At 71.5% G+C, this 24879-nt stretch carries 18 protein-coding genes; 6 read left to right on the top strand and 12 right to left on the bottom strand.

From position 1 onward, the window contains the following. Positions 1-78: 78 nt before the first annotated feature. The 12 genes from ABZT03_RS25315 to ABZT03_RS25260 all read right to left on the bottom strand — a co-directional run bounded on the left by ABZT03_RS25315 (position 79) and on the right by ABZT03_RS25260 (position 16307). Positions 79-360, bottom strand: coding sequence for an HU family DNA-binding protein (locus ABZT03_RS25315; RefSeq protein ID WP_105974351.1), 282 nt, complete (start codon positions 358-360; stop codon positions 79-81). Positions 361-767: 407 nt separating this feature from the next. Then, complete coding sequence (locus ABZT03_RS25310; RefSeq protein ID WP_356042887.1) at positions 768-2183, bottom strand: NAD-dependent malic enzyme; 1416 nt, start codon at positions 2181-2183, stop codon at positions 768-770. Between the two features lie 351 nt (positions 2184-2534). Continuing rightward, positions 2535-4925, bottom strand: coding sequence for a UvrD-helicase domain-containing protein (locus ABZT03_RS25305; protein WP_356042885.1), 2391 nt, complete (start codon positions 4923-4925; stop codon positions 2535-2537). A gap of 72 nt (positions 4926-4997) precedes the next feature. Further along, positions 4998-5759 carry a zf-HC2 domain-containing protein gene (locus ABZT03_RS25300; protein WP_356042883.1) on the bottom strand — a complete coding sequence of 254 codons (762 nt, stop codon included), beginning with the start codon at positions 5757-5759 and terminating at the stop codon, positions 4998-5000. A 50-nt stretch (positions 5760-5809) separates the two neighbouring features. Beyond that, positions 5810-6331 carry a sigma-70 family RNA polymerase sigma factor gene (locus tag ABZT03_RS25295; protein WP_010039908.1) on the bottom strand — a complete coding sequence of 174 codons (522 nt, stop codon included), beginning with the start codon at positions 6329-6331 and terminating at the stop codon, positions 5810-5812. Positions 6332-6670: 339 nt separating this feature from the next. Next, a complete protein-coding gene (locus ABZT03_RS25290; RefSeq protein ID WP_356042881.1) occupies positions 6671-7264 on the bottom strand; it encodes a CGNR zinc finger domain-containing protein in 594 nt (197 codons plus the stop codon). 385 nt (positions 7265-7649) lie between these two features. Further along, complete coding sequence (locus tag ABZT03_RS25285; RefSeq protein WP_356042879.1) at positions 7650-8801, bottom strand: uroporphyrinogen-III synthase; 1152 nt, start codon at positions 8799-8801, stop codon at positions 7650-7652. Between the two features lie 120 nt (positions 8802-8921). Further along, a complete protein-coding gene (locus ABZT03_RS25280; protein WP_356042877.1) occupies positions 8922-10304 on the bottom strand; it encodes a nitrate/nitrite transporter in 1383 nt (460 codons plus the stop codon). Between the two features lie 257 nt (positions 10305-10561). Next, the gene (locus tag ABZT03_RS25275) at positions 10562-11950 is read right to left on the bottom strand and encodes an acyltransferase (protein WP_356042875.1); all 1389 of its coding nucleotides are present in this window, start codon (positions 11948-11950) and stop codon (positions 10562-10564) included. Next, the gene (locus ABZT03_RS25270) at positions 11947-14142 is read right to left on the bottom strand and encodes a glycosyltransferase (protein WP_356042873.1); all 2196 of its coding nucleotides are present in this window, start codon (positions 14140-14142) and stop codon (positions 11947-11949) included. Before ABZT03_RS25270 ends, ABZT03_RS25275 begins: the two co-directional genes overlap by 4 nt. Beyond that, positions 14142-15056 carry a hypothetical protein gene (locus ABZT03_RS25265; RefSeq protein ID WP_356042871.1) on the bottom strand — a complete coding sequence of 305 codons (915 nt, stop codon included), beginning with the start codon at positions 15054-15056 and terminating at the stop codon, positions 14142-14144. The genes ABZT03_RS25270 and ABZT03_RS25265 overlap by 1 nt, the downstream gene beginning before the upstream one ends. Before the next feature lie 285 nt (positions 15057-15341). Beyond that, the gene (locus ABZT03_RS25260; protein WP_356042869.1) at positions 15342-16307 is read right to left on the bottom strand and encodes a LysR family transcriptional regulator; all 966 of its coding nucleotides are present in this window, start codon (positions 16305-16307) and stop codon (positions 15342-15344) included. A 612-nt stretch (positions 16308-16919) separates the two neighbouring features. On the opposite strand from ABZT03_RS25260, the gene ABZT03_RS25255 reads away from it, so the two are divergent. The 6 genes from ABZT03_RS25255 (at position 16920) to ABZT03_RS25230 (ending at position 24879) form a co-directional block, all read left to right on the top strand. Beyond that, entirely contained in the window at positions 16920-18407 is a 1488-nt protein-coding gene (locus ABZT03_RS25255) for an MFS transporter (protein ID WP_356042868.1), read from the top strand. A 125-nt stretch (positions 18408-18532) separates the two neighbouring features. Then, positions 18533-19828 carry an extracellular solute-binding protein gene (locus ABZT03_RS25250; RefSeq protein ID WP_356042866.1) on the top strand — a complete coding sequence of 432 codons (1296 nt, stop codon included), beginning with the start codon at positions 18533-18535 and terminating at the stop codon, positions 19826-19828. Further along, positions 19825-20790, top strand: coding sequence for a sugar ABC transporter permease (locus tag ABZT03_RS25245; RefSeq protein ID WP_356042864.1), 966 nt, complete (start codon positions 19825-19827; stop codon positions 20788-20790). The genes ABZT03_RS25250 and ABZT03_RS25245 overlap by 4 nt, the downstream gene beginning before the upstream one ends. Positions 20791-20843: 53 nt before the next feature. After that, positions 20844-21608, top strand: a complete 765-nt coding sequence (locus ABZT03_RS25240) for a carbohydrate ABC transporter permease (RefSeq protein WP_356042931.1) — start codon at positions 20844-20846, stop codon at positions 21606-21608. Positions 21609-21619: 11 nt separating this feature from the next. After that, on the top strand, positions 21620-23869 hold the full coding sequence (gene yicI / locus ABZT03_RS25235; RefSeq protein WP_356042862.1) for an alpha-xylosidase: 2250 nt from the start codon (positions 21620-21622) through the stop codon (positions 23867-23869). Beyond that, positions 23869-24879, top strand: a complete 1011-nt coding sequence (locus ABZT03_RS25230; RefSeq protein ID WP_356042860.1) for a LacI family DNA-binding transcriptional regulator — start codon at positions 23869-23871, stop codon at positions 24877-24879. The genes yicI and ABZT03_RS25230 overlap by 1 nt, the downstream gene beginning before the upstream one ends.

The raw sequence follows: 24879 nt of genomic DNA, 5'->3' as shown, positions 1-24879 counted from the left end.
GCGCCCGGAGAACCGGGCGCCGCCCCTTCGGCGTCGCTTACGAGCCCTACGCCGTTCCGTGGCGTACAGGCCGCAAGGTCACTTGCCCTTGGCGGCTTCCTTGAGCTTCGAGCCCGCGGAGACCTTCACGCTGTAGCCGGCGGGGATGTTGATCGGGTCGCCGGTCTGCGGGTTGCGCGCGGTCCGAGCGGCACGGTGGGTGCGCTCGAAGGTCAGGAAGCCGGGGATGGTCACCTTCTCGTCACCCTTGGCGACGATCTCACCGACGGTCTCGGCGAACGCGGCCAGAACGGCGTCGGCGTCCTTGCGGGTCACCTCGGCGCGGTCGGCCAGCGCGGCCACCAGCTCACTGCGGTTCATGTTGTTACTCCCGTGTTCTTCTTGCTGTTGAGGCGTGACACGCGGCGGAGCCGCATGTTGGGTACAGCGAAGCCGATGCTGCCAGGGTCTGCGGTGAGCCCCCGGACCCGGGTCCGTCGTCAGACCCTCGCGCCCAGAGACGCATCCTGCCCCTACCTGCGGCGGGAAAGCCAATCCGGTACCCCCAGGAGTCGCGAGAACACCCTTGGGAGTCACACGGGGAGCGCCACGGCCTCAGCCTGGTGACACTCCGTGAAGGGCTTGAGCCTGGCCGACACCCTAAACGGCGTGCCGAGGACCCGGGTTCCACGACGCGCCGATGTCAGACCTGTCGTGGCGATCCTCACAGCCGGCGCCCGCCGTGCACCGCACCGTCTTCCGCCCTCCACCGTACGGGCATCCGCCGCCTAGACGGTGGCGCCGGCGGCTTTCGCGGCCTCCCGCACGGCACCGGCGACGGCGCCCGCGACCTTGTCGTTGAAGACGCTGGGGATGATGTAGTTCGCGTTCAGCTCGTCCTCGGTCACCACGTCGGCGAGGGCGGTCGCGGCGGCGAGCATCATCTCCGTGTTGACGGTGCGGGACTGCGCGTCCAGCAGGCCGCGGAAGACACCCGGGAAGACCAGCACGTTGTTGATCTGGTTCGGGAAGTCGGAGCGGCCGGTGGCCACGACCGCGGCCGTCTGGCGGGCGATCGCCGGGTCGACCTCCGGGTCGGGATTCGCGAGCGCGAACACGATGGCGCCCTCGGCCATGGCGGCCACGTCGTCGCCGTCGAGCACGTTGGGGGCGGACACGCCGATGAAGACGTCCGCGCCGCGCACGGCTTCCTTCAGGGTGCCGGTGAGGCCCTCGGGGTTGGTGTTGTCGGCGATCCAGCACAGCGCCGAGTCCGGGGCCGCGTCGACCAGGTCCTCGCGGTCGGCGTGCACGACACCGTGGATGTCGGCGACGACCGCGTTCTTCACACCGGCGGCGAGCAGCAGTTTGAGGATGGCGGTACCGGCCGCGCCGGCGCCGGACATGACGACCCGCACGTCCCCGATGCCCTTGTTCACGACCCGCAGGGCGTTCGTGAGGGAGGCGAGGACGACGATCGCCGTGCCGTGCTGGTCGTCGTGGAAGACGGGGATGTCGAGGGCCTCGCGCAGCCTGGCCTCGATCTCGAAGCAGCGGGGCGCGGAGATGTCCTCCAGGTTGATGCCCGCGAAGCCGGGGGCGATCGCCTTGACGATCTCGACGATCGCGTCGGTGTCCTGGGTGTCCAGGCACAGCGGCCAGGCGTCGATGCCGGCGAACCGCTTGAAGAGGGCCGCCTTGCCCTCCATGACCGGCAGGGCGGCCTTGGGGCCGATGTTGCCGAGGCCCAGCACGGCCGAGCCGTCCGTCACGACCGCAACGGAATTGCGCTTGATGGTGAGGCGGCGGGCGTCCTCGGGGTTCTCGGCGATCGCCATGCACACCCGGGCGACCCCCGGGGTGTAGATCATCGACAGGTCGTCACGGTTACGGATCGGGTGCTTGGACTGCATCTCGATCTTGCCGCCGAGGTGCATGAGGAACGTACGGTCCGAGACCTTGCCCAGGGTGACGCCCTCGATGCCGCGGAGCTCCTCGACGATCTCGTCGGCGTGCGTGGTGGAGCTGGCCGCGATGGTGACGTCGATCCGGAGCTTCTCGTGTCCGGAGGCGGTGACGTCGAGGCCGGTGACCGAGCCTCCGGAGGACTCCACGGCGGTGGTGAGCTGCGAGACGGAGGTTCCGCTCGCGGGCACCTCCAGCCGGACCGTCATCGAGTAGGAGACGCTGGGCGCCGTTGCCATGCCGACTTCCTCTGCTTTCACCGTGTACTGCGCGTGCCGCACGTACTGTGCGGGGTCGCGGGTTCGCGGTCCGATCGTCGCACCTACCGCCGAGTACGCGGTAGCCGCCCCGGATTGCGATCGTTGTGTTCTCAACAGAGAGGCCCACGTCACCTCGTGACGTGGGCCTCCACCTGCTCAGTGACACCGACCCGCCATGCTCGCCTCGCGGCAAGTGGTCGCTCGTGGCGACGAAGGTTGGGCCCGGGGGCTTGGATCGGGCCGGTGTCACACCCAGGCTAACAAACAGATCCGGTAAGGCCATTCCCATCCCGGGAGTTCGTCGGGAACAGCCCGTTCGGACGCCTGGGATCAGTCCCGGAGGAGGTCCGGGACCCCGTCCGCGTCGGGCTGGTCCCGCTCGGCGGACACCACCGTCAGCTGCTGGGTGGCCCGGGTGAGCGCCACGTACAGCACGCGCAGCCCGGCCGGGGACTCGTCCGCGATCTCCGCCGGGGAGACGACGACCGTCGCGTCGTACTCCAGGCCCTTGGCCTCCAGGCTGCCCAGCGCCACCACGCGGTCGCCGAGTCCCGCCAGCCAGCCCCTGGCCTCCTCGCGGCGGTTCATGGCGACGACGACGCCGACGGTGCCGTCGACCAGGTCCAGCAGCCGGGCCGCCTCGGCCCGCACGGTCCGGGCCAGGGACTCCGGCGCGGCGGACTCCCGTACGGCGGACTCCCGTACGGCAGGCAGCGCGAGTTCCCGCGCGGTGGTGCCGGGTCCTCTCGTGGTCGCCACGAAACGCGGCCGCACCCCGGTGGAGCGGACGGCCGACGGGGACCGGGCGCCCGGCATGGCGAGCGCCAGGACCTTCGCCGCCAGCTCGGCGATCTCGGAGGGGTTGCGGTAGTTCACCGTCAGCTCGAAGCGGCGGCGCGGGCGGCTGCCCAGGGCCTCGTCGCGGGCCTGGGCCGCCTCCTCGGGGTCCGACCAGGAGGACTGCGCCGGGTCGCCGACGATCGTCCAGGTGGCGTGCCGGCCGCGCCGGCCGACCATGCGCCACTGCATCGGCGTCAGGTCCTGCGCCTCGTCGACGATGACGTGGGCGTACTCCACGCGCTCCTGCGCCAGCCGCTCGGCCCGCTCGCGCTGGGTCTCCTCGCGCACCGGCATCAGTTCGTCCAGGCCGGTGAGCTGGTCGAGCGGGTCCAGTTCCCGCCGCTTGCGCGGGCGGGCGGGGGCGCCGAGGATCGCCTGGAGCTCGTCGAGCATGGCGATGTCGTGCACGGAGTGCCCGTCGCGCCGGAGGGAGCGGGCCGTGCGGCGGATCTCACCGGGGTTGAGGATGCGCCGGGCCCAGCGGCCCAGGCGCCGTTCGTCGGCCATCGCCGCGAGGACGGCCGCCGGGGTCAGCTCCGGCCACCAGGCGTCCAGGAACTCGATGAAGCTGTCCTCGGAGCTGACGTCCTCGTCGAAGGAGGAGCGCAGTTCGGCGGCCAGTTCGGGGTCCGCGTGCCGGCCGGCCGAGCCCGAGCGCGCCCACAGCGCGTCCAGGAGCAGCTTGCGGGCGCGGGGACGCAGCAGGTTGACGGGCGCGGTGCCGCTGAGCGCGTTCTCCCGGACCCGGTTCAGTTCCGCGGCCTCCAGTTCGAGGCGGCGGCCGTGGGCGACCACCCGCAGCAGGGTCGGTGAACCGCTGGGTTCCAGGGCTCCGCGCGCGGCCTTCCGCAACACCTTGAGCATGCGGTACGACCCCTTGGCGCGGGCCACCGGCGGGGCGTCGTGGAGGGTGGCCTCGGCGCCGTCGACGAGGGAGCCGATGGCGCGGATGGCGACCTGGCCCTCCTCGCCGAGGGAGGGCAGCACGCCCTCGGTGTACGCCACGAGCAGCGGGGTCGGCGAGACGATCAGGATGCCGCCCGCGTACCGGCGCCGGTCCTGGTAGAGCAGGTAGGCCGCCCGGTGCAGGGCGACGGCCGTCTTACCCGTGCCGGGGCCGCCCTCGACGTACGTCACGGAGGCCGCGGGGGCGCGGATCACCAGGTCCTGCTCGGCCTGGATGGAGGCGACGATGTCCCGCATGGTGTGGCTGCGGGCCTGGCCGAGGGCGGCCATCAGGGCGCCGTCGCCGATGACGGCCAGCCGGTGGCCGTCGAGGGAGGCGGTCAGCTCCGGGCGCATCAGGTCGTCCTCGACGCCGAGGACGCGCCGGCCCTTGGAGCGGATCACCCGGCGGCGCACGACCCGGCCGGGATCGACCGGGGTCGAGCGGTAGAACGGGGCCGCGGCCGGCGCCCGCCAGTCGATGACCAGCGGCGCGTAGTCGGAGTCCAGGACTCCGATACGGCCGATGTGCAGGGTCTCGGCGATGTCGGCGGTGTCGTCGTCCCGTACGGCGCCCTCGGCGGGCTCCACGGCGGTGTAGGCGCCGTCGGGGCCCTTCCTGCCGTCCCTGCCGGGCAGCAGGTCGATACGGCCGAAGAGGAAGTCCTCGAACTCGTTGTTCAGGCGGTTGAGGTGAACCCCCGCCCTGAAGACCTGTGCGTCCCGCTCGGCCAGTGCGCCGGGCGTGCCGACCTGACCGCGCTGGGCGGCGTCGTTCATGAGGAACTCGGCCTCGTGGATCTTCTCCTCGAGCCGTCGGTACACCCGGTCCAGGTGTTCCTGTTCGACGCTGATCTCTCGGTCCCGCACCGAATCCAGTGCGGCCTTGTCCTGATCCGAGCCGACCGCGGTTTCCTGCTGAGCCTGAGCGGCCACCGGGCCCCCTTCTGACGTGCTGGGCAGCCGTCAACCGTACGCGAAGGGGGCCCCTGGAAGCCACGCGCGCGCTTACGCGTCGATCTCCACCAGCCGTTTGCCGGGGAAGGTCATGACCTCGAAGTGGTCGATCTCGTTGGGCTTGAAGGCCGCTCCGCCGCCGATGTACAGCGGGTTCTTGGCCTCCTCCTTCGTGGCGTCCGGCAGTCCGTAGCCCCACTTCGAGACGGACCAGGACGACACCGTCTCGCGCTCGCCGTTCTTGCCCACGGCGATCAGGGAGCACTTGAGCGGGCCCTTGACGTTCTTGAGCTGGAGGACCGCCTGGGTGCCCCAGTCCTTCTCCGCCATGGCGACCGTGCCGGTGACACCGGTGGACGAGTCCGTCGCGGTGACCTTGTCGTTCAGCGTGTTGAACAGCTGCTGCGCGGCGGGCGGAGCCGCCTCGTTGGTGCCGTTGTTCGAGTCGCCGCCGGTCGCCGCCATGACGGTCAGCGGACCGCCGATGATCAGCGCGGCCGCGGCGGCCACCAGGTAGAAGCCGCGCCGGCGCTTGTGCGCGCGCCGCTCGGAGACCTCGTCGACCAGCTTCTCCGCGAGCCGCGGGCTGGGCCGGGCGGACAGCGACTCCCCGATGGCGGGGGTGCCTGAGCCCGGCAGGTCGGCCAGCGCGGCCAGCATCGGTTCCATCCCGGCGAGCTCGTCGAGCTGCTGGGCGCACCACTCACAGGTGGCGAGATGGGCCTCGAAAGCGGTTGCTTCCCCGTCGTCCAGAATGCCGAGGGCGTAGGCGCCGACGGTTTCGTGCTCGTTAGGGCCCGGCGATCCCATCATGGGGCCAGACATTCCCGAACCACCCGTTCCGAATCCCCCGTAAACACTCATCACGCCGTCACCCCCCGCTCCTCCAGAGCCAGCTTCATCGACCGAAGCGCATAGAAAACCCTTGAGCGTACGGTGCCGCTGGGAATGCCCAGCGTCTCAGCCGCCTCGTTGACGGTACGCCCCTTGAAGTACGTCTCGACGAGCACCTCCCGGTGGGCCGGGGTCAGGTCGTCGAGCGCGTCGGACAACGTCATCAGCCACAGCGCCTTGTCGATCTCGTCCTCCGCGGGGATGACCTCCAGCGGCGACGGATCGACCTCCTGCGGCCGGGCCTGCCGGCTGCGGTGGCCGTCGATGACGATGCGCCGGGCGACCGTCACCAGCCAGGGGCGTACCGAACCGGTCGCTCGATTGAGCTGGCCGGCGTTCTTCCAGGCACGGATGAGCGTTTCCTGGACCACGTCCTCGGCCCGCTGCCGGTCTCCCGCGACCAGCCGGAGTACATACGCAAGGAGGGGTCCGGCGTGCTCCCGGTACAGGGCACGCATCAGCTCCTCATCAGGTTCCGAGGGCTGGGACATGCGATGTCGGGCCCTCGATCCACGTTCATTGGCCACGACAGAATCCTTGCGCACGCCCACCTCCGATGTCCGGGGGATCCCCCAGTCGGTCGCTCGTCCACGGGTACGGACGGGGGTGCGGGTGTGTTCAACGTGACGCGACAGTTTTCCACGGGGTGACGTGACGAGGCCGGACATGAGCGCACATTCCCACCGCGCGATCTTTACATTTCCACCACATCAGCAAGATCACTCGGGCTGCCCGACTCGCCCGGACGGTAAACGAGGTGTTATCGAAATCACTTCGACAATGATTTCACAGAAGCCGCATATCGGGCGGTCGGACGGCTTGTCGATCACTCAGGCACGCGCGAGAGCCGCCCGTCGGCGGTGCCGGGCGACCCTTTCGCGGTTCCCGCAGACCTCGCTGGAGCACCAGCGCCTCCTGCGTCCGCGTGACGTGTCCAGGTAGACGATCGGGCAGTTGTCGCCCTCGCACTGCCGCAGCCCCGCCCGGGCGACCGGGTCGGTGAGCAACTCGACGGCGTCCCGGGCGATGGCGCCGAGCAGCGCCCCGCAGCCGGGCGGTGCGGCCAACTCCCGCACGAGGGTGCCGTCCTGGCCGCGCACCGCGCACGGCGTGGGCGGCGCGGCCCCGGCGAGCTGGTTGACGCGGGCGAGCGCGAGGTCGTAGGGCCGGCTGTCGGGTGGCGGTCCCCCGGGTACCAACTGGGCGATACGGCAGCGCAGTTCCCGGAAGCCGACCAGCCAGGAGTCGTCCGTGTGACTCAGCGCGGTGCCGGCCGGAACGAGCCCGGACGCCTCGATCCAGGCGCGCAGGACCCCGACGGAGTCGAGCCGTTCCCCGGGATGGGTGGTCGCGAGAAGATCCAGACAGACCCGCCCGGCGTCGAACCGCAGTTCGCAGGAGACCGTGGCCGTACCCAGTGCCATGTGCCTGTCACCGCCTAGGGTGCCCCCGCTCAAGGGGGCCGCCGAACTACCGGAAGGGACCGAGAAACCGCCCCACCCCCACAGTGCCCGCCCACCCTCGCCCCCGGAACCCCCCGCACAGGGAGACCATCCCCGTCCGGCCGACTACGGACAGCCCGTCCGACGCTCACGGACAGTCCCCGTGACTGCCCGTCGGGCGTTGGAGGACGCGCCCAGGGTCAGCCCGTCGGGCGTTGGAGGACAAGGCCAGGGGCAGCCCGTCCGGCGTTTGAGGACGGACCCCATGACAGCCCGTCCGGCGCTTGAGGACAAGGCCCGTCCAGGGCCGGGCGCGGGGGCCCGGGGGCGGCAGCCCCCGCGAGCCCCGCACAGGACAGCGTGCCGACTACCCGTCGGCGTACTTCGCATCGGCGGCCGGATCCAGCGCCAGCCGATACCCCCGCTTGACCACCGTCTGGATCAGTTTCGGCGCCCCCAGCGCCGTCCGCAGCCGCGCCATGGCCGTCTCGACGGCGTGTTCGTCTCGACCGGTGCCGGGCAGCGCCCGCAGGAGGTCGGCGCGGGCCACGACCCAGCCCGGCCGCCGCGACAGCGCCCGTAGCAGCGACATGCCGGCCGGCGGCACGGGCCGCAGCGACCCGTCCACCAGCACCGCGTGCCCGCGGATCTCCACCCGGTGCCCGGCGATCGGCAACGCCCGTGCCCGGCCGGGCAGTTCCTGGCACAGCAGCTGGACGAGGGGGCCGAGCCGGAACCGTTCGGGCGAGACCGTGTCGACACCGAGGGCCTGCAACGGCAGCGCGGTGACCGGGCCGACGCAGGCCGGCAGCACGTCGTGGTGAAGGGCGGCCAGCAACTCCGGCTGCAGCCCGCGCACTTCGGCCCGTGACAGCAGGGACGCGGCCGCGGGGGCGCTGGTGAAGGTGAGCGCGTCCAGGCCGCGGGAGACGGCGGCGTCCAGCAGCCGGTCCACGGGACCGATGTCCTCCGGCGGCATCCACCGGTACACCGGCACCCCGAGCACCTCCGCCCCCCCGACCCGCAGCGCCTCCACGAACCCGGGCAGCGGCTCGCCGTGCAGCTGTACGGCGATGCGGCGGCCCTCGACGCCCTCCTCCAGGAGCCGGTCGAGCACCTCCGCCATGGACTCGGAGCTGGGCGACCACTCCTCGGTCAGCCCGGCGGCCCGGATCGCCCCCTTGACCTTGGGTCCGCGGGCGAGCACCTCGACCCCGCGCAGTCTGGCCAGCAGGTCCTCGCCGAGCCCCCAGCCGTCGGCGGCCTCGATCCAGCCCCGGAAGCCGATGGCGGTGGTGGCGACGACGACGTCGGGCGCCTGGTCGATGACCTCCTTGGTGGCGGCGAGCAGTTCGCTGTCGTCGGCGACCGGCACGATGCGCAGGGCGGGGGCGTGCAGGACGGCGGCACCGCGGCGCTGGAGCAGCGCCCCGAGCTCGTCGGCCCGGCGCGCGGCGGTCACACCCACGGTGAAGCCCGCGAGGGGGCCGTGGTCCGGTGGCTGCTGTTCGTCGTACATGGCTCTCGTCCCGCGCTCGGAGTCGTTGCGCCTTCAGGAGGTGTCTCGCACCTTCACGCCGATCGAGCCTGTCAACGGTGCGTGACAGGCTCGGTTCGGCTTCGTGTCGCTGGTGTTACGTCACACCTCGGCGTAGCTGAGCTGCGGCTTCGCCTCTGCGGCGGAGGTGCCGGGCGCCGAGGCGGCCGGACGTCGAAGGTATACGGCCCAGGTGACCGCGAAGCAGGCGGCGTAGAAGGCGAGGAAGGCGACGAAGGCGCCGGTGCCGGTGCCGGAGGTGAGGAAGGACTGCCGGAAGGCGAGGTTGATGGCGACGCCGCCGAGCGCGCCCACCGCGCCGATCAGGCCCATGGAGGCACCGGAGAGCCGGCGCCCGTAGGCCGCGGCCTCCTCACCGGTCAGCCCCTTGGCGAGGGCCTTGGTCTGGAAGATGCCGGGGATCATCTTGTACGTCGAGCCGTTGCCGAGGCCGGTGAGGACGAACAGCACCACGAACGCGCCGGTGAACAGGGCCAGCGACTTCTGCATGCTCGCGGCGATGAGGACTGCGGTCGCCACGCCCATCCCGACGTAGTTGTAGAGCGTGATCTTCGCGCCGCCGTAGGTGTCGGCCAGCCGGCCGCCCACGGGACGGATCAGCGAGCCGAGCAGCGGGCCGATGAAGGTGACGTACGCCGCCTCCAGCGGGGTGCGGCCGAACTGGTTGGTCAGCACCTGCCCGAAGGCGAAGCTGTAGCCGATGAAGGACCCGAAGGTGCCGACGTAGAGGAAGGCCATGATCCAGGTGTGTCCGTCCTTCGCGGCGTCCCTGGCGGCGCCGGTGTCGTTCTTCACGGACGCGAGGTTGTCCATGAACAGCGCGGCGAGGACGGCGGCGACGACGATCAGCGGGATGTAGATCCCCAGCAGCACCCGGGGGCCGCCGCTCGCCCCGATGATCGCGAGGGCGATCAGCTGGATGACGGGGACGCCGATGTTGCCGCCGCCTGCGTTCAGACCGAGCGCCCAGCCCTTCCTCCTGAGCGGGAAGAAGGCGTTGATGTTGGTCATGGAGGAGGCGAAGTTGCCGCCGCCGATGCCGGCGAGCAGACCGACCAGCAGGAAGGTGCCGAAGGACGTCCCCGGTTCCATCACGGTGAACGCGGCGATGGTCGGGACGAGCAGCAGACTGGCGGAGATGATGGTCCAGTTCCGGCCGCCGAAGATCGCCACGGCGAAGGTGTAGGGCACCCGCACGACCGCGCCGACCAGCGTCACCATCGAGGTGAGCAGGAACTTGTCGGCCGGGGTGAGGCCGTACTCCGGGCCCATGAAGAGCACCAGCACGGACCACAGGGTCCAGATCGAGAACCCGATGTGCTCGGACAGGACGGAGAAGGCGAGGTTGCGGCGGGCGACCTTCTCTCCGGTCTCGTTCCAGAAGGTCTCGTCCTCCGGATCCCACTGCTGGATCCAGCGGCCGCCCCTGCTCGGGGGTGCGGGGGCTGTGCTAGGGGCTGTCATGACGCCTCCACGGTGCTCCGGGGCTCGGTCGTTCAGGGCGATGAGCGGTGATGAGTCCCGAAGGTAGGGAGGGCGCGTTTCCGCGCTGTGGCTGTGAGTGACCGGAAAGGAACGTTGCTCTCACCCCGCGGGAAGGCGGGATGAGAGGTCGGGACCATGCAGCCGGCCCTCGACAGCCGGAGCCCGCCGTGCGGCACGGCGGGCTCCGTGGTTCGGGTCAGGCGCGGTGCGCCCCGGCGCGGGCGCCGTGGTTCGGGTCAGGCGCGGTGCGCCCCGGCGCGGGCGCCGCGTCCGGCCGAGCCGGTCGGCCACAGGCTCGGCTTCCGTTTCGCCGCCACGTCCTCCATCCACCCGAAGCAGACGATGCATCCGGCGGTGAGGATCCAGGTGACGAGCAGGACCGGCCAGGAGCTCTCCAGGAGCCAGGGGGTGTGCACCTCGAGCACTTCGAAGCCCCACAGCTGGTCCCACATCGTGGCGGCGGCGACGATGCACACGTTGTGCCAGAGGTAGACGGTCACCGCACGGGAGTTGAGGAGGGTGACCAGTTTGTCGCAGCGGCGCAGCCGGCGGGGCCACTCGGACCACGAGGGGCTGAAGTGCAGCAGCAACAGCACCGTCGAGACGGACCACAGGGCCTGTCCGAAGGGGATGTCGTCGAGGTCGTGACCCGCCTTGAAGCCGTGCGTGAGCGCGTACCAGAGGCCGAGCAGCGCGACGGCAGGGGCGAGGGAGGGCACCGCGTAGCGCGGGATGCGCTTGAGGATGCCCTCCTGGTGGGCCATGCCGAGGATCCAGCAGGCTCCGAAGGTGGCGAAGTCGGACACGGTCGAGTCGAGGCGGGTGCTGGGGATGGTGACGTAGCCGAACTCGAGGGCCGCGCACAGGACGACCGGCGAGAGGATCGTCGCCCACGGGAGCACGCGCAGGGCCTTGAGGAGGGCCGGGGAGAGCAGGACGAACCAGAGATAGGCACGGATGTACCAGAGGGGTACGGCCAGTTCGTAGGCCCAGTCCCCGCCGACGAAGCCGTGGACGCCGGCGAGGCTGTCGGCGGCGGGCGGTTCGCTCAGCGGCAGGATCCAGAAGGTGAGGTGCAGCCACCACCAGCCGGGGTGGCCCTCGGAGTTCGGACCCCAGCCCTGGAGCAGCATGCCGGTGACGCCGATCGCGCCCAGCAGCCACAGCGGGGGCAGCAGCCGGCGCATGCGGCCGCGGATCACTTCGATGGGCGGGCGGCGCTTGAGCGAGCGCGCCATGAGGTTGCCGGCCAGCGCGAACATGACGCCCATGGACGGGAACAGCACGGGCAGCCACGCCCAGCCCATCAGGTGGTAGAAGACCACCCGGAACAGGGCGATGGCGCGCAGCAGGTCGAAGTAGCGGTCGCGGGACGGTGCCCGCCGGGTCGTCTCGGCGGCCTGGTCGGTGCTCTGCCGGGCGGTCTGCCCCGGCGCCCCTGTCGCGTCCGTGCCGGGCGGCCCGGCGGGTACGGCCGCCTCGGCGCCGGCGGGACCGGTCGGTACGGCCGCCTCGGCGCCGGGCGGTCCGGTGGGCGTGGGCGTGGTGGGTGCCGTCATGTCGAAGGCTTTCCGGGTGGGGACACGGGTCGTCGGGGACGGGCCGGCGGGCGGGACGGTGCTCATCGGACCGGCCTCCCGTCCAGGACCTCGGCGCGCGGGGCGGGTGCGGTACCGGGCGGGGCGGAGACCCCGCCCTTGCGCCGCAGTTTCTGCCAGCGCAGGCGGCCGCCGGTGAGGGCGGTGATCCAGGACTGGAGCAGGACGACGTACATGAGCTGCCGGTAGAGGATCTGCTGCAGCGGCAGTGAGATCAGCGGGGCCGGTGACTCGCGGTCGAGGGCGAAGGAGTAGCCCGCGCAGACCGCCTGGACCGCCAGGACGCCGAACCAGGCGGCGACCGTTCTGCCGGTCGGGCCGAAGACCAGGCCGTAGAGCAGGAAGATGTCGATCAGCGGGGCCAGGAGCGGGGCGACCACCATGAACAGGGACACCAGCGGCAGGCCGACGCGGCCGAAGCGACCGGAGGGTCCCCGTTCGACGAGGGCGCGGCGGTGCTTCCAGATCGCCTGCATGGTGCCGTACGACCAGCGGTAGCGCTGGGACCAGAGCTGCTGGACCGACTCCGGGGCCTCGGTCCAGGCGCGGGCCTTCTCGGCGTAGACCACGCGCCAGCCGTCCCGGTGCATCGCCATGGTGATGTCGGTGTCCTCGGCTAGCGTGTCGTCGCTCATGCCGCCGACCCGTTCGAGGGCGGTGCGCCGGAAGGCGCCGACCGCGCCGGGGATGGTGGGCATGCAGCGCAGCACGTCGTACATGCGGCGGTCGAGGTTGAAGCCCATCACGTACTCGATGTGCTGCCAGGCGCCGATGAGGGTGTCACGGTTGCCGACCTTGGCGTTGCCGGCGACGGCGCCCACGCGCGGGTCGCCGAAGGGCTGCACCAGTTCGCGGACGGTGGACGGTTCGAAGACCGTGTCGCCGTCCATCATCACGACGATGTCGTGCGTGGCGTTCGCCAGACCGCGGTTGAGGGCGGCCGGCTTGCCCGCGTTGAGCTGCCGGATCACCCGCACGTCGGGCAGGTCCAGGGCCTCCACGATCCGGGCGGTGCCGTCGGCGGAGCCGTCGTCGATGACGAGGATCTCGATCGGGTGCTCGCTCGCCATGAGGGAGCGGACCGTGTTCTCGATGCACTTGGCCTCGTTGTACGCCGGTACCAGCACCGACACCGGTTCGGTGATCGCCGGTCCCCAGCGGAAGTCGCGGCGCCGGACCCGGCGGGCGTGCACGCCGGACAGCAGGAACATCAGGCCGAAGCGGGCGATGACCAGGGAGCCGATGACGGCCAGGCACACCACCAGCACGCCGGTGATCTCGTCGGATGCCTCGACCAGGGAGATCCACGCCTTGCCCTTCCACAGGTCGACCCCGGTGACGGGGGTGTGCGCGCTGGGCGCGTCGAGGGCCTCGGTGAGGTTGTCGAACGCGTAGCCGTCGGCCTTGAGCTGTGGCAGGAGCCGGTCCAGTGCCTGCACGGTCTGGTGGCGGTCGCCGCCGGAGTCGTGCATCAGGACGATCGCGCCCTTGCCGCCCTTGGGGGTGGCGTTGCGGATGATCTGCCCGACGCCCGGCTTGCGCCAGTCCTCACTGTCGACGCTGGTGACGACGGTGATGTAGCCGCGGGAGCCGATGTACCGGGTGACCGGCCAGGACTTGTTGTCCATCGCGTCGGCGAAGGAGGAGTACGGCGGCCGGAAGAGCGAGGTGCGGATACCGGCCGCGCCGGTGATGGCGAGCTGGTTCTGCGACAGCTCCCAGTCGACGCGCTTGCGGGACTGGAAGGACAGGTCGGGGTGGTTGAAGGTGTGCAGGCCGACCTCGTGGCCCTCGGCGACCATGCGCCGGACCAGTTCGGGGTAGCGCGAGGTCATGGTGCCGGTGACGAAGAAGACCGCGTGCGCGTGGTGCTTCTTCAGCACGTCGAGGACTCTGGGGGTCCAGACGGGGTCGGGACCGTCGTCGAAGGTCAGGACGAGACGGTGGTCGCGCACCTTCAGGGAGGTGGTGCGGCCGCCGCGGGTGTCGATGACCGGGCCGCCGTCGAGGATCTTCTGCGGCACCTTGTCGGAGGGTGCCTCGGAGCGGACGCGGTGGTCGGCGAGGATCTCGCTGTGTACGTAGCCGCGCAGCATCAGCATGGCCATCAGCGCGGCGAGGACGAGCACGGGCAGCAACAGGCGCATGGGCAGACGGCGACGCCGGGAACCGTCGCGGGTCCGGGTCGCGCGCCCGCCACGGCGGGAGCGGGATGCCATCAGGGAGCGGACTCCTGGTTCGCGGAGGGCGTCGCGGACGGCGCGGCGGTCGGGCCGGTCACCGGGGCGGGACCCTCGGCGACGGGCGAGGGATCGCTCGGGCCGTTGGGCACCGGGCCGTTGCCGGGGTCGGTGCTGCCGCCGACGGACGGCGTCGGGTCGGGTGAGGAGCTGACCCCGCCGGTCGGCGCCGTCGGTTCGGGCGAGACCGAGCCCTGCGTCGGGACCGGGGACGAGCTCGGGGCGATCCCGCCGGTGCCCGGCGCCGGGGTGCTCCGGCTGGCGGCGGGCGAGGGAGCGGTCGAGGTGCCCGGCCGGGCGGGGCTGCCGGAGGCGCGGGGCGCGCCGGGTGCGGCGCTCGGACGGCTGCCCGGCTTGAGGACCGTGCCGTTGGTGGCCGTCGGGAGCATCCCGGGCAGAGCGGGACCGCCGCCGGTCGAGCCCTTCGACTCCTCGGGCTTCGGCGGGGTCTCGACCTTGTCGGCCGGCTGTTCGTCCTGCTGGCCCGGCACGGGCAGCCAGGGCGCGCTGGAGTTGCCGGACAGCAGGGTGACGACGATGACGACGGCGTAGACCGCGCAGGACAGGCCGACGGCCATGCCGATACGGCGGTACCTGCGGCTGCGGCGGCCCGACTCGTCGACGAAGACCGGTGCGTCGGAGCTCTCGGCCCCGCCCTTGCCCGGCCCGACCAGAAGATCGTCCAGATCGCCGCCGATGTCGTCGAGTTGGACCGTTACCTCGTCCGGGTCGTGGTCGTTGATCTGGCTGGGCGCTTCCCACGGATCGCGCAGGGCGCCGGCGTTCCCGGCCGGTTGCTCCGCGGAGAGGCCCTTGGCGTCGGCGCCCGGGAAACGGCCCCCGGCAGCACTGCCGGAGGACACGATTTCGGCCGCGCTCGACGAGGCGAACACCCCGGTTCCGCCACTGTCCGGAAATGACTGGGTGGCGCCACTATTTGCAGCACGCTGACCGATCGCGGTTGCGACTTCGGGCCATTCGGGACGGGCATCTTCCCGTCCGTTGCTCGCATTCTTCACATGCACGCACATCCCCCCACGGAATGTTCCTGGGCGCGGGTACGAGACTGAGCATTCGTAGTCGAACCAGGCCCCCACCCGGTTCGAGCGCCCCCTTTGTCGCAAGTGTGCTCAGGGACCCGAATCTAGCGCACCGGGAGGTTGCTTGTTTGCCTTGTGTCAATTGTGCCCACGGATGAGGGAGCTGTCGATGGCTGGAATCCATCCATCTGCGGGCATCCGCAGCCACCCTTCGTCGGCCGAGAGTTGGGCCGCCGCGCGTCGAAGAACGTCGAATCCGCGGTGCACCAGCCCCTTTCGCCACACCAGTGACACGGGGGACAACGGGACCGGATCGATCAAGGGGCGGAGCACCGTCCCGGGCATGGCCGGAAAGTCCACCACCGCGAGTATCGGGTTCCGGGCCTTTCCCATGATCCGGCGGAACTCCTCGTCCCCGACGGCCAGCGGGACGGGCGGCGCGATCTCGATGCCGCGCCCCTCGAACAACTGCCGGGCCAGGTCGGTCCACTCCGGGGTCCGGGGGTTCCCGGCGCCCGCGTAGACACGCTCGCCGGCCAGCGCCGCCAGCGGGATCCTGGGCAGCGCGGCGAGCCGGTGGTCCTCGGGCAGCACGAGGGCCATGGGCTCGTAACGGACGGGCTGGTGGTCGAGCCCGGCCCGCAGCGCCGGGTCCAGCCCGGCGAACCGCCCGAAGGACGCGTCGAGCCGGCCCGCGAGCAAGTCACCCGCCGCGCCGGTCAGCCCGCTCTCGTAGCGGGCCATCAACTCGTACTGCGGGGCCAGTTCGCGGGCCAGGTACAGCACCCGGCGCGCGGTGACCTGATCCGGATAGTTCAGGTCCACGAGCAGCGGTCTGACCTGCCCGAAGACCGCGAGCAGTTCATCCTGGGCCGCCAGCACCCGACGCGCGTACGGCACCAGCCGCTCGCCGTCGGCCGTGGGGGTGACCTGCCGGGTGGTCCGTACGAAGAGGTCGGTACCGAGCTCGCGTTCCAGCCGCCGGACGTCCCGGCTGAGCACCTGCTGGGCGATGTGGAGGCGGGCCGCGGCCCGGGTGAAGTGCAGCTCCTCGGCGACGGCGAGGAAGGCGCGCAGGAGACGGGGTTCGAGGTCGGCGGGCATCCGGCGAAGTTACCTCGGGGGTGCGCGACCGGGGCGGGGGTGGGCGGCGGGGGCGCGGAGCGCGTCCCTAACCGGGGGCGGGGGCGGTCGGCCGAGGGCGGTCGGCCGGGGCGCGGTGCCGATCCGCGACCGGGGGCGGGGGCGGTCGGCCGAGGGCGGTCGGCCGGGGGCGCGATGCCGATCCGTGAACGGGGGCGGGGGCGGTCGGCCGAGGGCGGTCGGCCGGGGGCGCGATGCCGATCCGTGAACGGGGCCAGGGCCGGGGCCGGGCTCGGCCAGGGGCGGTCGGCCAGAGGCGCGGAGCCGGTCCGCGACCGGGGGCGGTCAGCCGGGGCGCGGTGCCGGTCCGCGAGCGGGGTCGGGGCCGGGGTCGGGGCCGGCCAGGAGCCGTCGGCCGGGGTGCGGAGCCGGTCCGCGACCAGAAGCCGCCGGCCAGGGTGCCAAGCCCATCCGCGACCAGAAGCCGCCGGCCAGGGTGCCAAGCCCATCCGCGACCAGGCCCGCGGGTGCCCCGCCGGTCCGGCGCCCCCACCCGCATTCACAACCCCCGTGCGTGAATCGGTGCGGAGAAGGTGTTGGACCCGGCGTCCGCTCCCGGGTGACGGTTCATCCATGCCGTCCCGACCGTCTTCGCGGACCACTCCCCTGTTCACCGTCACCAACGACACGCTCGTGGCCGTCGACTTCGGCCCCTGTACCGGAGGCCGGCCGCCCGGCCCGTACCGCCGGCTCTTCCAGGTGCCCGGCGCCCGTGCCTTCACCGTGGGGAACCTGGTGGCCCGGCTGCCGATGGGCATGTTCAGCGTGAGCGCGGTGCTGATGATCGCCGGTGCGCGGGGCTCGTACGCGCTGGCCGGCGCCGTCACCGCGACCGGGCTTGCGGCGACAGCGCTGGTCGCGCCGTGGACCGCGCGGCTGGTCGACCGGCACGGCCAGGCGCGGATCGCCGTACCCGCGACGCTGCTCGCGGCGACGGGTTCGCTGGCGCTGCTGCTGTGCGTACGTTACGGCGCCCCCGACTGGACCCTGTTCGCCTCCTACGCCGCCACCGCGACCACCCCGAACACCGGCGGCATGTCCCGGGCCCGCTGGACGTACCTGCTCCGGGGCGACGCCGCGGCCCTGCACACCGCGAACTCCTTCGAACAGGCCGCGGACGAGCTGTGTTTCATGATCGGGCCGGTGTTCGCGGTGTTCCTGTGCGGCACGTTCTTCCCGGAGGCCGGCACGCTGGCCGGTGCGATCCTGCTGGTGTCGGGCGTGCTGTTCTTCGCCGCCCAGCGATCGACGGAACCCCCGCTCGCCCACTCGGCCACGGCCGCTCCCGCTGGTGGGGCCCACTCGGCCGCGGCGGCCGCCACCCCCGATGAGGCTCCCTCGGCCACCGCCGCTCCCGCCGGTGAATCCCGCTCGACCGGCCGCACCGGTGAGGCCCACTCGGCCACCGCCGCACCCCGGCCACCCCGACCCCGGGGACGCACCCCCGGGCGCCCCTCCCCGCCCAGCCTCCTGCGTGCGCCCGGGATGCCCCCGCTGCTCGCCGTGTGTCTCGTCATGGGTGTGGTGTTCGGGGCGATGGAGGTCGTCACGATCGCCTTCGCCGACGCGCACGGCCACCGTTCGGCGGCGGGCCCGGTGCTCGGGCTCCAGGCGGCCGGCTCCTGCGCGGCGGGACTGCTGTACGGGGCGGTGCGGCCGGCCGGTTCCGCGGCCGGCCGGTACGTGTGGTGCATCGCCGCGATGACCGCGCTGCTGACGCTGCCGCTGCTCGCCGCCGCCCTGACCTGCTCGCTTCCGCTGCTGGCGGCTGCGCTGCTGGTGGCCGGGATGGCGACGGCCCCGACCATGGTCACCGGTATGACCCTGGTGCAGCACCGCACGCCCGCCGGCCGGCTGAACGAGGGCATGACCCTGGCCGTGACCGGCCTGCTCGGGGGCATCGCCGCGGGCAGCGCGGTCGGCGGCTGGATGGTGGAACACCGGTCGCCCGCGGCGGGCTACGGGGTGCCGGTGACGGCGGCCGCGGTGGCGCTGCTGATCGCGCTCGCCCAGCGCGGGTCCGCGCGTGGGACCGGAGGAGATTCACGCACGCCCCATTGACGTGCTCACGGCCCCGGCATACCTTCCCCCGTCGAAGCGCTTCGACGTCACGCATCGAACCGATTCGACGGCAGATGCGTGACGCCCCGAGACCCATCCGACTGCGACTCCTCCGGAGGCACGGGATGTTGACGGCACGAAGGCGTGTGGCGGGAGTGGTGGCGGCGGTCCTCGGCGGATCGCTGCTCCTGGCCTCCTGCGGCGGCTCGGACAGCGGCTCCGCCGACGGCAGGACGCTCAGACTCTGGCACTACGAGGGCCCCGACAGTGCGATGGGCGCGGCCTGGAACGAGGCGATCAAGGAGTTCGAGGCCACCCACCCGGGCGTCAAGGTGAAGTTCGAGGAGAAGGGCTTCGAGCAGATCCAGAAGACCGCGCCCATGGTCCTCAACTCCTCCGACGCGCCCGACCTGATGGAGTACAACAAGGGCAACGCGACGGCCGGGCAGCTCTCCAGGCAGGGCCTGCTCACCGATCTCACCGCCGAGGTGGCGAAGCGCGGCTGGGACAGGAAGCTCAGCGCGGGTGTGCGGACCACCAGCCGGTACGACACCGACGGCGTGATGGGCTCCGGCGCGTGGTACGGCGTGCCCAACTACGCCGAGTACACGATGGTCTACTACAACAAGGACCTGTTCGACCGGTACGGGATCGCCCGGCCGAAGACCCTCGGTGAACTCACCGCCGCCATGGACACGTTCGTCGCCAAGGGCGTCACCCCGCTCGCCGACGCCGGCGCGGAGTACATCGCCCAGCAGTACCTCTACCAGCTCGCCCTGACCAGGGCCGACCGCTCCTGGGTGGACAACTACGAGCTGTACAAGGGGAGGAACGACTTCCACGACGCCGCCTGGACGTACGCCGCGAACACCTTCGCCGACTGGGTGAAGAAGGGCTACATCAGCAGGAAGTCCACCGGTGCGAAGGCCGAGGACGCGGGCGTCTCCTTCATCCGGGGCAAGGCGCCGATCCTGTTCTCCGGCAGCTGGTGGTTCGGCCGCTTCCGGACGGAGGCGAAGTTCGACTGGGGCACCTTCCTGTGGCCGGACACGCACCTCACCCTGGGCTCCGGCGGCAACCTGTGGGTGGTTCCCAAGGGCTCCGGGAACAAGGACCTCGCCTACGACTTCATCGACATCACCCTGTCGAAGAAGGTCCAGAACCTGCTGGGCGACAAGGGCGGTGTCCCGGTGGCGGCCGACGCGGACGCGATCACCGACCCGAAGTCGAAGTCCCTCATCGCCGACTTCAACTCCGTGTCGGCCGAGGACGGCCTGGCCTTCTACCCCGACTGGCCGGTCACCGGTTTCTACGACGTCCTCGTCTCCGAGACCCAGAAACTGGTCACCGGCGGCGAGAAACCCGACGACTACCTCACCGCCCTGCAGAAGGCGTACGACAGGGGCGTACCGCGACGATGACGGTCACCGTCGAACAGGGCGCGCGGGTGGCCCGCGAGTATCGCGGCCCGAGCCACCCGCGCCGCCCCCGCGACTCCTACGCGCTCTTCCTGCTGCCCGGTGTCCTTGGCTTCCTCGCGGTCGTGATCGTCCCGTTCCTGATGAACACGGCCGTGAGCTTCACCGACTGGCAGGGCGTCGGCAGCCCGGAGTGGTCGGGGCTCGCCAACTACCGTGAGCTGCTGGACGACAGCGAGTTCTGGGCGTCCTTCCGGCACAGCCTGTTCATGGTCGTCGCGATGGCGGTGCTGCCGACGGGGATCGGGCTCGTCCTCGCGGCGGCCCTGTTCGACTACGTCGGCAAGCACTTCGGCAGCAGGGTCGCCGCGGTGCTGCGCGCCTGCTTCTACCTTCCACAGGTGCTGCCGATCGCGGTCGCCGGCATCGTGTGGAGCTGGATCCTGGCGCCCGACGACGGCTCGCTCAACGAGCTGCTGGGGGCGGTGGGCCTCGGGTCGTGGCGGCAGGACTGGCTGGGCGACCCCGACATCGCGCTGTACAGCGTGATGGGCGTGATGGTGTGGGTGCAGATCGGCTTCCCCCTGGTCGTGTTCATGGCGGGCCTGGAGCGCGTCGACCCGCAGCTGTACGAAGCGGCCGAACTGGACGGGGCCGGCTGGTGGCGGCGTTTTTGGCACGTCACGCTGCCGCAGATCCGGCCCGAGGTCTTCGTCGTGCTGACCTGGTGCACGATCGCCGCGCTCAAGGTGTTCGGCGCGGTGTACGTGCTCACCAAGGGCGGTCCGGGCGGCGCCACCGACGTGCCGTCGTACTTCTCGTTCACCACGTTCTTCGAGAAGACGCAGGTCGGCTACGGCGCGGCGATCTCCACCGTGCTGACCGTGATCATCATGGCGGTGTCCCTGATCGGCCTGGGACTCCAGACCCGCGCCGAGGACGCCGAGGAAGGGGCCCCCGCGTGAGCGCCCTGCGCCGCTACCCCGTGCTGGCCGCCCTGTGCCTGGCCGCCCTGTTCATGGTGGTCCCGTTCGCGATCGTCGCGGTCAACGCGGTCAAGTCGCCCGCCGAGTACTCCGCGCACGGCCCCCTCAGCCTGCCCGACGGCCTCTACCTGGACGGGCTGAAGGACTTCTGGCAGCGCGTCGACTACGGACGGAAACTGGCCAACTCGGTGCTGATCAGCGGCTGCGTGGCCGTCGGCGCGGCCGTCCTGTCCGTCCTCAACGCCTACGCGATCGGCATCGGCCGGATCAGAGGCCGTACCTGGGTGCTCGCCTTCTTCGTGCTGGCGAACATGCTGCCGCAGGAGGCGCTGGTCTACCCCGTGTACTACCTGTGCAAGCAGGCCGGGCTCTACGACACCCGGCTCAGCGTGATCATCGTGTTCACGGTGATCCAGGCGGCGTTCGGCACGTACCTGCTGTCCTCGGTCCTCAGCCGGTTTCCCCGCGAGATCATCGAGGCCGCCCGGATCGACGGCGCCGGCACGTGGCAGGTCCTGTGGCGGATCGTGGTCCCCGTCAGCCGGCCGACCCTCGGCGTACTCCTGGTCTTCTTCTTCGTCTGGACCTGGAACGAGTTCCTGCTGCCCCTGGTCATGCTGATCTCCAACGACAACCAGACCGTGTCGGTGGCCCTAGGCGTCCTCCAGGGCCAGCGCCTGATGGACGCCACGATGACCAATGCGGCCGCCCTCCTCGGTGTCCTGCCAGCCGTCGTCTTCTTCCTCGTCTTCCAGCGCACCCTCACCCGCGGCATCGCCGTGGGAGCGGTGAAGTAAGGACCCCCCACATGAAGTTCACCGACGGCTACTGGCTGCTGCGTGAGGGTGTCACAGCCGACCACCCGGCCCAGATCCTCGACGTCCGCGCCCACGACGGCGTGCTGGAGATGCACGCGCCGACCCGGCCCGTCCGCCACCGCGGCGACCTGCTGACCGGGCCGGTCCTGACGATCAGCGCGCACGCGCCGATGCCCGGCGTCATCGGCGTCACCGTCACCCACTGGGCGGGCGAGAACCCCCGCGGACCCGAATTCGACCTGAGCCGAACCGAGTTCACACCCGCCCTCTCCTACGACGACGAGCACGCGACCCTGACCTCCGGCGCGCTGTCGGTCCGCTTCACCCGCGGGGGCCCCTGGCGGGTCGACTTCCTGGCCGGCGGCCGCACCCTCACCGGCAGCGGCGCCAAGGGCATGGGCATCCTGCGGAACGCGGACGGCGCCCACCATCTCCGCGAGCAGCTCGACCTCGGCGTCGGCACCAGCGTGTACGGCCTCGGCGAACGCTTCGGGCCGCTGGTGAGGAACGGCCAGGTGGTCGACATCTGGAACGCCGACGGCGGCACCGCCACCGAACAGGCGTACAAGAACGTGCCCTTCTGTCTCACGGACGCCGGCTGGGGCGTCTTCGTCGACCACCCGGGGAAGGTCTCCTTCGAGGTCGCCTCGGAAGCGGTGTCACGGCTCCAGTTCAGCGCCGAGACACAGCAGTTGACGTACTACGTCATCCACGGCCCCACCCCCAGGGACGTGTTGCGCCGGTACACCGCCCTCACAGGCCGCCCGGCGCTGCCGCCCGCCTGGTCGTTCGGCCTGTGGCTGTCGACCTCGTTCACCACCTCCTACGACGAGGAGACGGTCACCTCCTTCATCGAGGGCATGCGCGCACGCGAACTCCCGCTGTCCGTCTTCCATTTCGACTGCTTCTGGATGCGCGAGCACCACTGGTGCGACTTCCGCTGGGACCCCCGGGTCTTCCCCGACCCGGAGGGCATGCTGGCGCGGCTGAAGGAACGGGGCCTGCGGGTGAGCGTGTGGATCAACCCGTACATCGCCCAGCGCTCCCCGCTGTTCGCGGAGGGCAGGGAACTCGGGCACCTGCTGAGACGGCCGGACGGCAGCGTCTGGCAGGGCGACCAGTGGCAACCCGGCATGGCCTTGGTCGACTTCACCCGTCCCGAGGCGCGCGACTGGTACGCGGCCGAGCTGGCGGGGCTGCTCGCGCAGGGCGTCGACTGCTTCAAGACCGACTTCGGCGAGCGGGTGCCGCTCGACGTGGCCTGGTCCGACGGCTCCGACCCCGAGCGGATGCACAACCACTACACGTACCTCTACAACCGCACCGTCTTCGACGTGCTGCGCAAGCACCGCGGCGAACGGGAGGCGGTGGTCTTCGCCCGTTCGGCGACGGCGGGCAGCCAGCGGTTCCCGGTGCACTGGGGCGGTGACTGCGAGGCGACGTACGAGTCGATGGCCGAGTCGCTGCGCGGCGGGCTGTCCCTCGGCCTGTCCGGGTTCGGCTTCTGGAGCCACGACATCGGCGGCTTCGAGGGCACACCGACGCCCGCCCTCTTCAAGCGCTGGGTGGCGTTCGGACTGCTCTCCTCGCACAGCCGCCTGCACGGCAGTTCCTCCTACCGCGTGCCGTGGCACTTCGACGAGGAGTCCGTGGACGTGCTGCGGCACTTCACCCGGCTGAAGCTGCGGCTCATGCCCTACCTGTACGGGGCCGCGCGCACCGCCCACACCGAGGGCGTGCCGGTGATGCGGGCGATGGTCCTGGAGTTCCCCGACGACCCCGGATGCGCGCACCTGGAGCGCCAGTACATGCTCGGCCCCGACCTGCTGGTGGCCCCGGTGTTCAGCGACGCGGGCGACGTCTCCTACTACGTCCCCGAGGGCACCTGGACCCACTTCGTGACCGGGCGGACGGTCACCGGACCGCGCTGGGTGCGCGAGCGGCACGACGTCCTGAGCGTGCCGCTGCTGGTGCGGCCGGGCGCGGTGATCCCGGTCGGCGCGGTGGACGACCGGCCCGACTACGACCACGCCGACGGCGTCACGCTGCGGGCGTACGGTCTGCGGCGCGGTGCCCGGGTGACGGTGCCCGTCGGCGGGGCGACCTTCACCGTCGTACGCGAAGGGGACACCCTGCGGGCCTCCTGCGACACCCCCTCGGCGCCCTGGGCGCTGGCGGCCGGGGAGCGCGTCGGGCGGGCGCCGGCCGGGACCGGGTTCCTCACTCTGGAGCTGGGCTGATGGTCAAGATCACCGATGTGGCGCGGCGCGCCGGGGTCTCCCCCAGCACCGTGTCGTACGCGCTCAGCGGCAAGCGGCCGATCTCCGCGGAGACCCGGCAGCGCGTCCGGGCGGCCATCCACGAGCTGGGCTACCGCCCGCACGCGGGCGCCCGGGCGCTGGCCAGCAGCAGATCCAAGGTCATCGCCCTCGTGGTGCCGCTGCGGACCGGCGTCCACGTGCCGGTCGTGATGCGGTTCGCGGTGTCGGTGGTGACCACGGCCCGGCTCCACGACCACGACGTGCTGCTGCTCACCCAGGAGGAGGGCGAGGAGGGACTGCGCCGGGTCGCGGACACGGCCCTCGTCGACGCCCTGATCGTCATGGACGTACAACTGGACGACCCCCGCCTGCCGTTGCTGCGCTCGCTGGACCTCCCCTCCGTACTGATCGGCTTCCCCGCCGAACCCGCCGGACTGACCTGCGTCGACCTCGACTTCCACGCGGCCGGCGAGACCTGCGTCGACCATCTCGCGGCCCTCGGTCACCGGATCGTGGCCCTGGTCGGCTCACCGCCGGAGGTGTACGTGCGCGGGACGGCATACGCACAGCGCGTGGTCAAGGGCTTCACGGCTGCGGCCGACCGGGCCGGGCTCACCTCCTCGGTGCACCCGTGCGAGGCGGGCCCGGCCGCGGCCCGGACGGTCGCGGAACGCCTGCTGCGCGAACAGCCCGCGCTGACGGGCGTCGTCGTCCACAACGAGGCGGTCCTGGAACCCCTGATCGACGCCTTCGGCCAACTCGGCCTGCGCGTACCGGCCGACCTGTCGGTGACGGCGATCTGCCCGGCCGAACTCGCCGAGTCCACCCGCGTCCCGGTCACCTCGGTCGACCTGCCGTCGACGCAGGTGGGCACCCGGGCGGTGGAACTGCTGATGAGCAAACTCACCGGCGCCACGGAGACACCGGAGGCGACTCTGCTGGCAGCGCGGCTGACGGTGCGCGGGAGTACAAGGCGGCGGGACGCGTGA

It is taken from the genome of Streptomyces sp. NPDC005574 (assembly GCF_040605435.1).
In the GTDB taxonomy this organism is placed as follows: domain Bacteria; phylum Actinomycetota; class Actinomycetes; order Streptomycetales; family Streptomycetaceae; genus Streptomyces.
This window is presented reverse-complemented; position numbering and strand designations above follow the sequence as displayed.

Coding starts and splice junctions, on each gene's coding strand:
- ABZT03_RS25315 (WP_105974351.1), bottom strand. CDS start 360: ATGAACCGCAGTGAGCTGGTGGCCGCGCTGGCCGACCGCGCCGAGGTG.
- ABZT03_RS25310 (WP_356042887.1), bottom strand. CDS start 2,183: ATGGCAACGGCGCCCAGCGTCTCCTACTCGATGACGGTCCGGCTGGAG.
- ABZT03_RS25300 (WP_356042883.1), bottom strand. CDS start 5,759: ATGATGGGATCGCCGGGCCCTAACGAGCACGAAACCGTCGGCGCCTAC.
- ABZT03_RS25295 (WP_010039908.1), bottom strand. CDS start 6,331: ATGTCCCAGCCCTCGGAACCTGATGAGGAGCTGATGCGTGCCCTGTAC.
- ABZT03_RS25290 (WP_356042881.1), bottom strand. CDS start 7,264: ATGGCACTGGGTACGGCCACGGTCTCCTGCGAACTGCGGTTCGACGCC.
- ABZT03_RS25285 (WP_356042879.1), bottom strand. CDS start 8,801: ATGTACGACGAACAGCAGCCACCGGACCACGGCCCCCTCGCGGGCTTC.
- ABZT03_RS25280 (WP_356042877.1), bottom strand. CDS start 10,304: ATGACAGCCCCTAGCACAGCCCCCGCACCCCCGAGCAGGGGCGGCCGC.
- ABZT03_RS25275 (WP_356042875.1), bottom strand. CDS start 11,950: ATGAGCACCGTCCCGCCCGCCGGCCCGTCCCCGACGACCCGTGTCCCC.
- ABZT03_RS25270 (WP_356042873.1), bottom strand. CDS start 14,142: ATGGCATCCCGCTCCCGCCGTGGCGGGCGCGCGACCCGGACCCGCGAC.
- ABZT03_RS25260 (WP_356042869.1), bottom strand. CDS start 16,307: ATGCCCGCCGACCTCGAACCCCGTCTCCTGCGCGCCTTCCTCGCCGTC.
- ABZT03_RS25255 (WP_356042868.1), top strand. CDS start 16,920: ATGCCGTCCCGACCGTCTTCGCGGACCACTCCCCTGTTCACCGTCACC.
- ABZT03_RS25250 (WP_356042866.1), top strand. CDS start 18,533: ATGTTGACGGCACGAAGGCGTGTGGCGGGAGTGGTGGCGGCGGTCCTC.
- ABZT03_RS25245 (WP_356042864.1), top strand. CDS start 19,825: ATGACGGTCACCGTCGAACAGGGCGCGCGGGTGGCCCGCGAGTATCGC.
- ABZT03_RS25240 (WP_356042931.1), top strand. CDS start 20,844: ATGGTGGTCCCGTTCGCGATCGTCGCGGTCAACGCGGTCAAGTCGCCC.
- yicI (WP_356042862.1), top strand. CDS start 21,620: ATGAAGTTCACCGACGGCTACTGGCTGCTGCGTGAGGGTGTCACAGCC.
- ABZT03_RS25230 (WP_356042860.1), top strand. CDS start 23,869: ATGGTCAAGATCACCGATGTGGCGCGGCGCGCCGGGGTCTCCCCCAGC.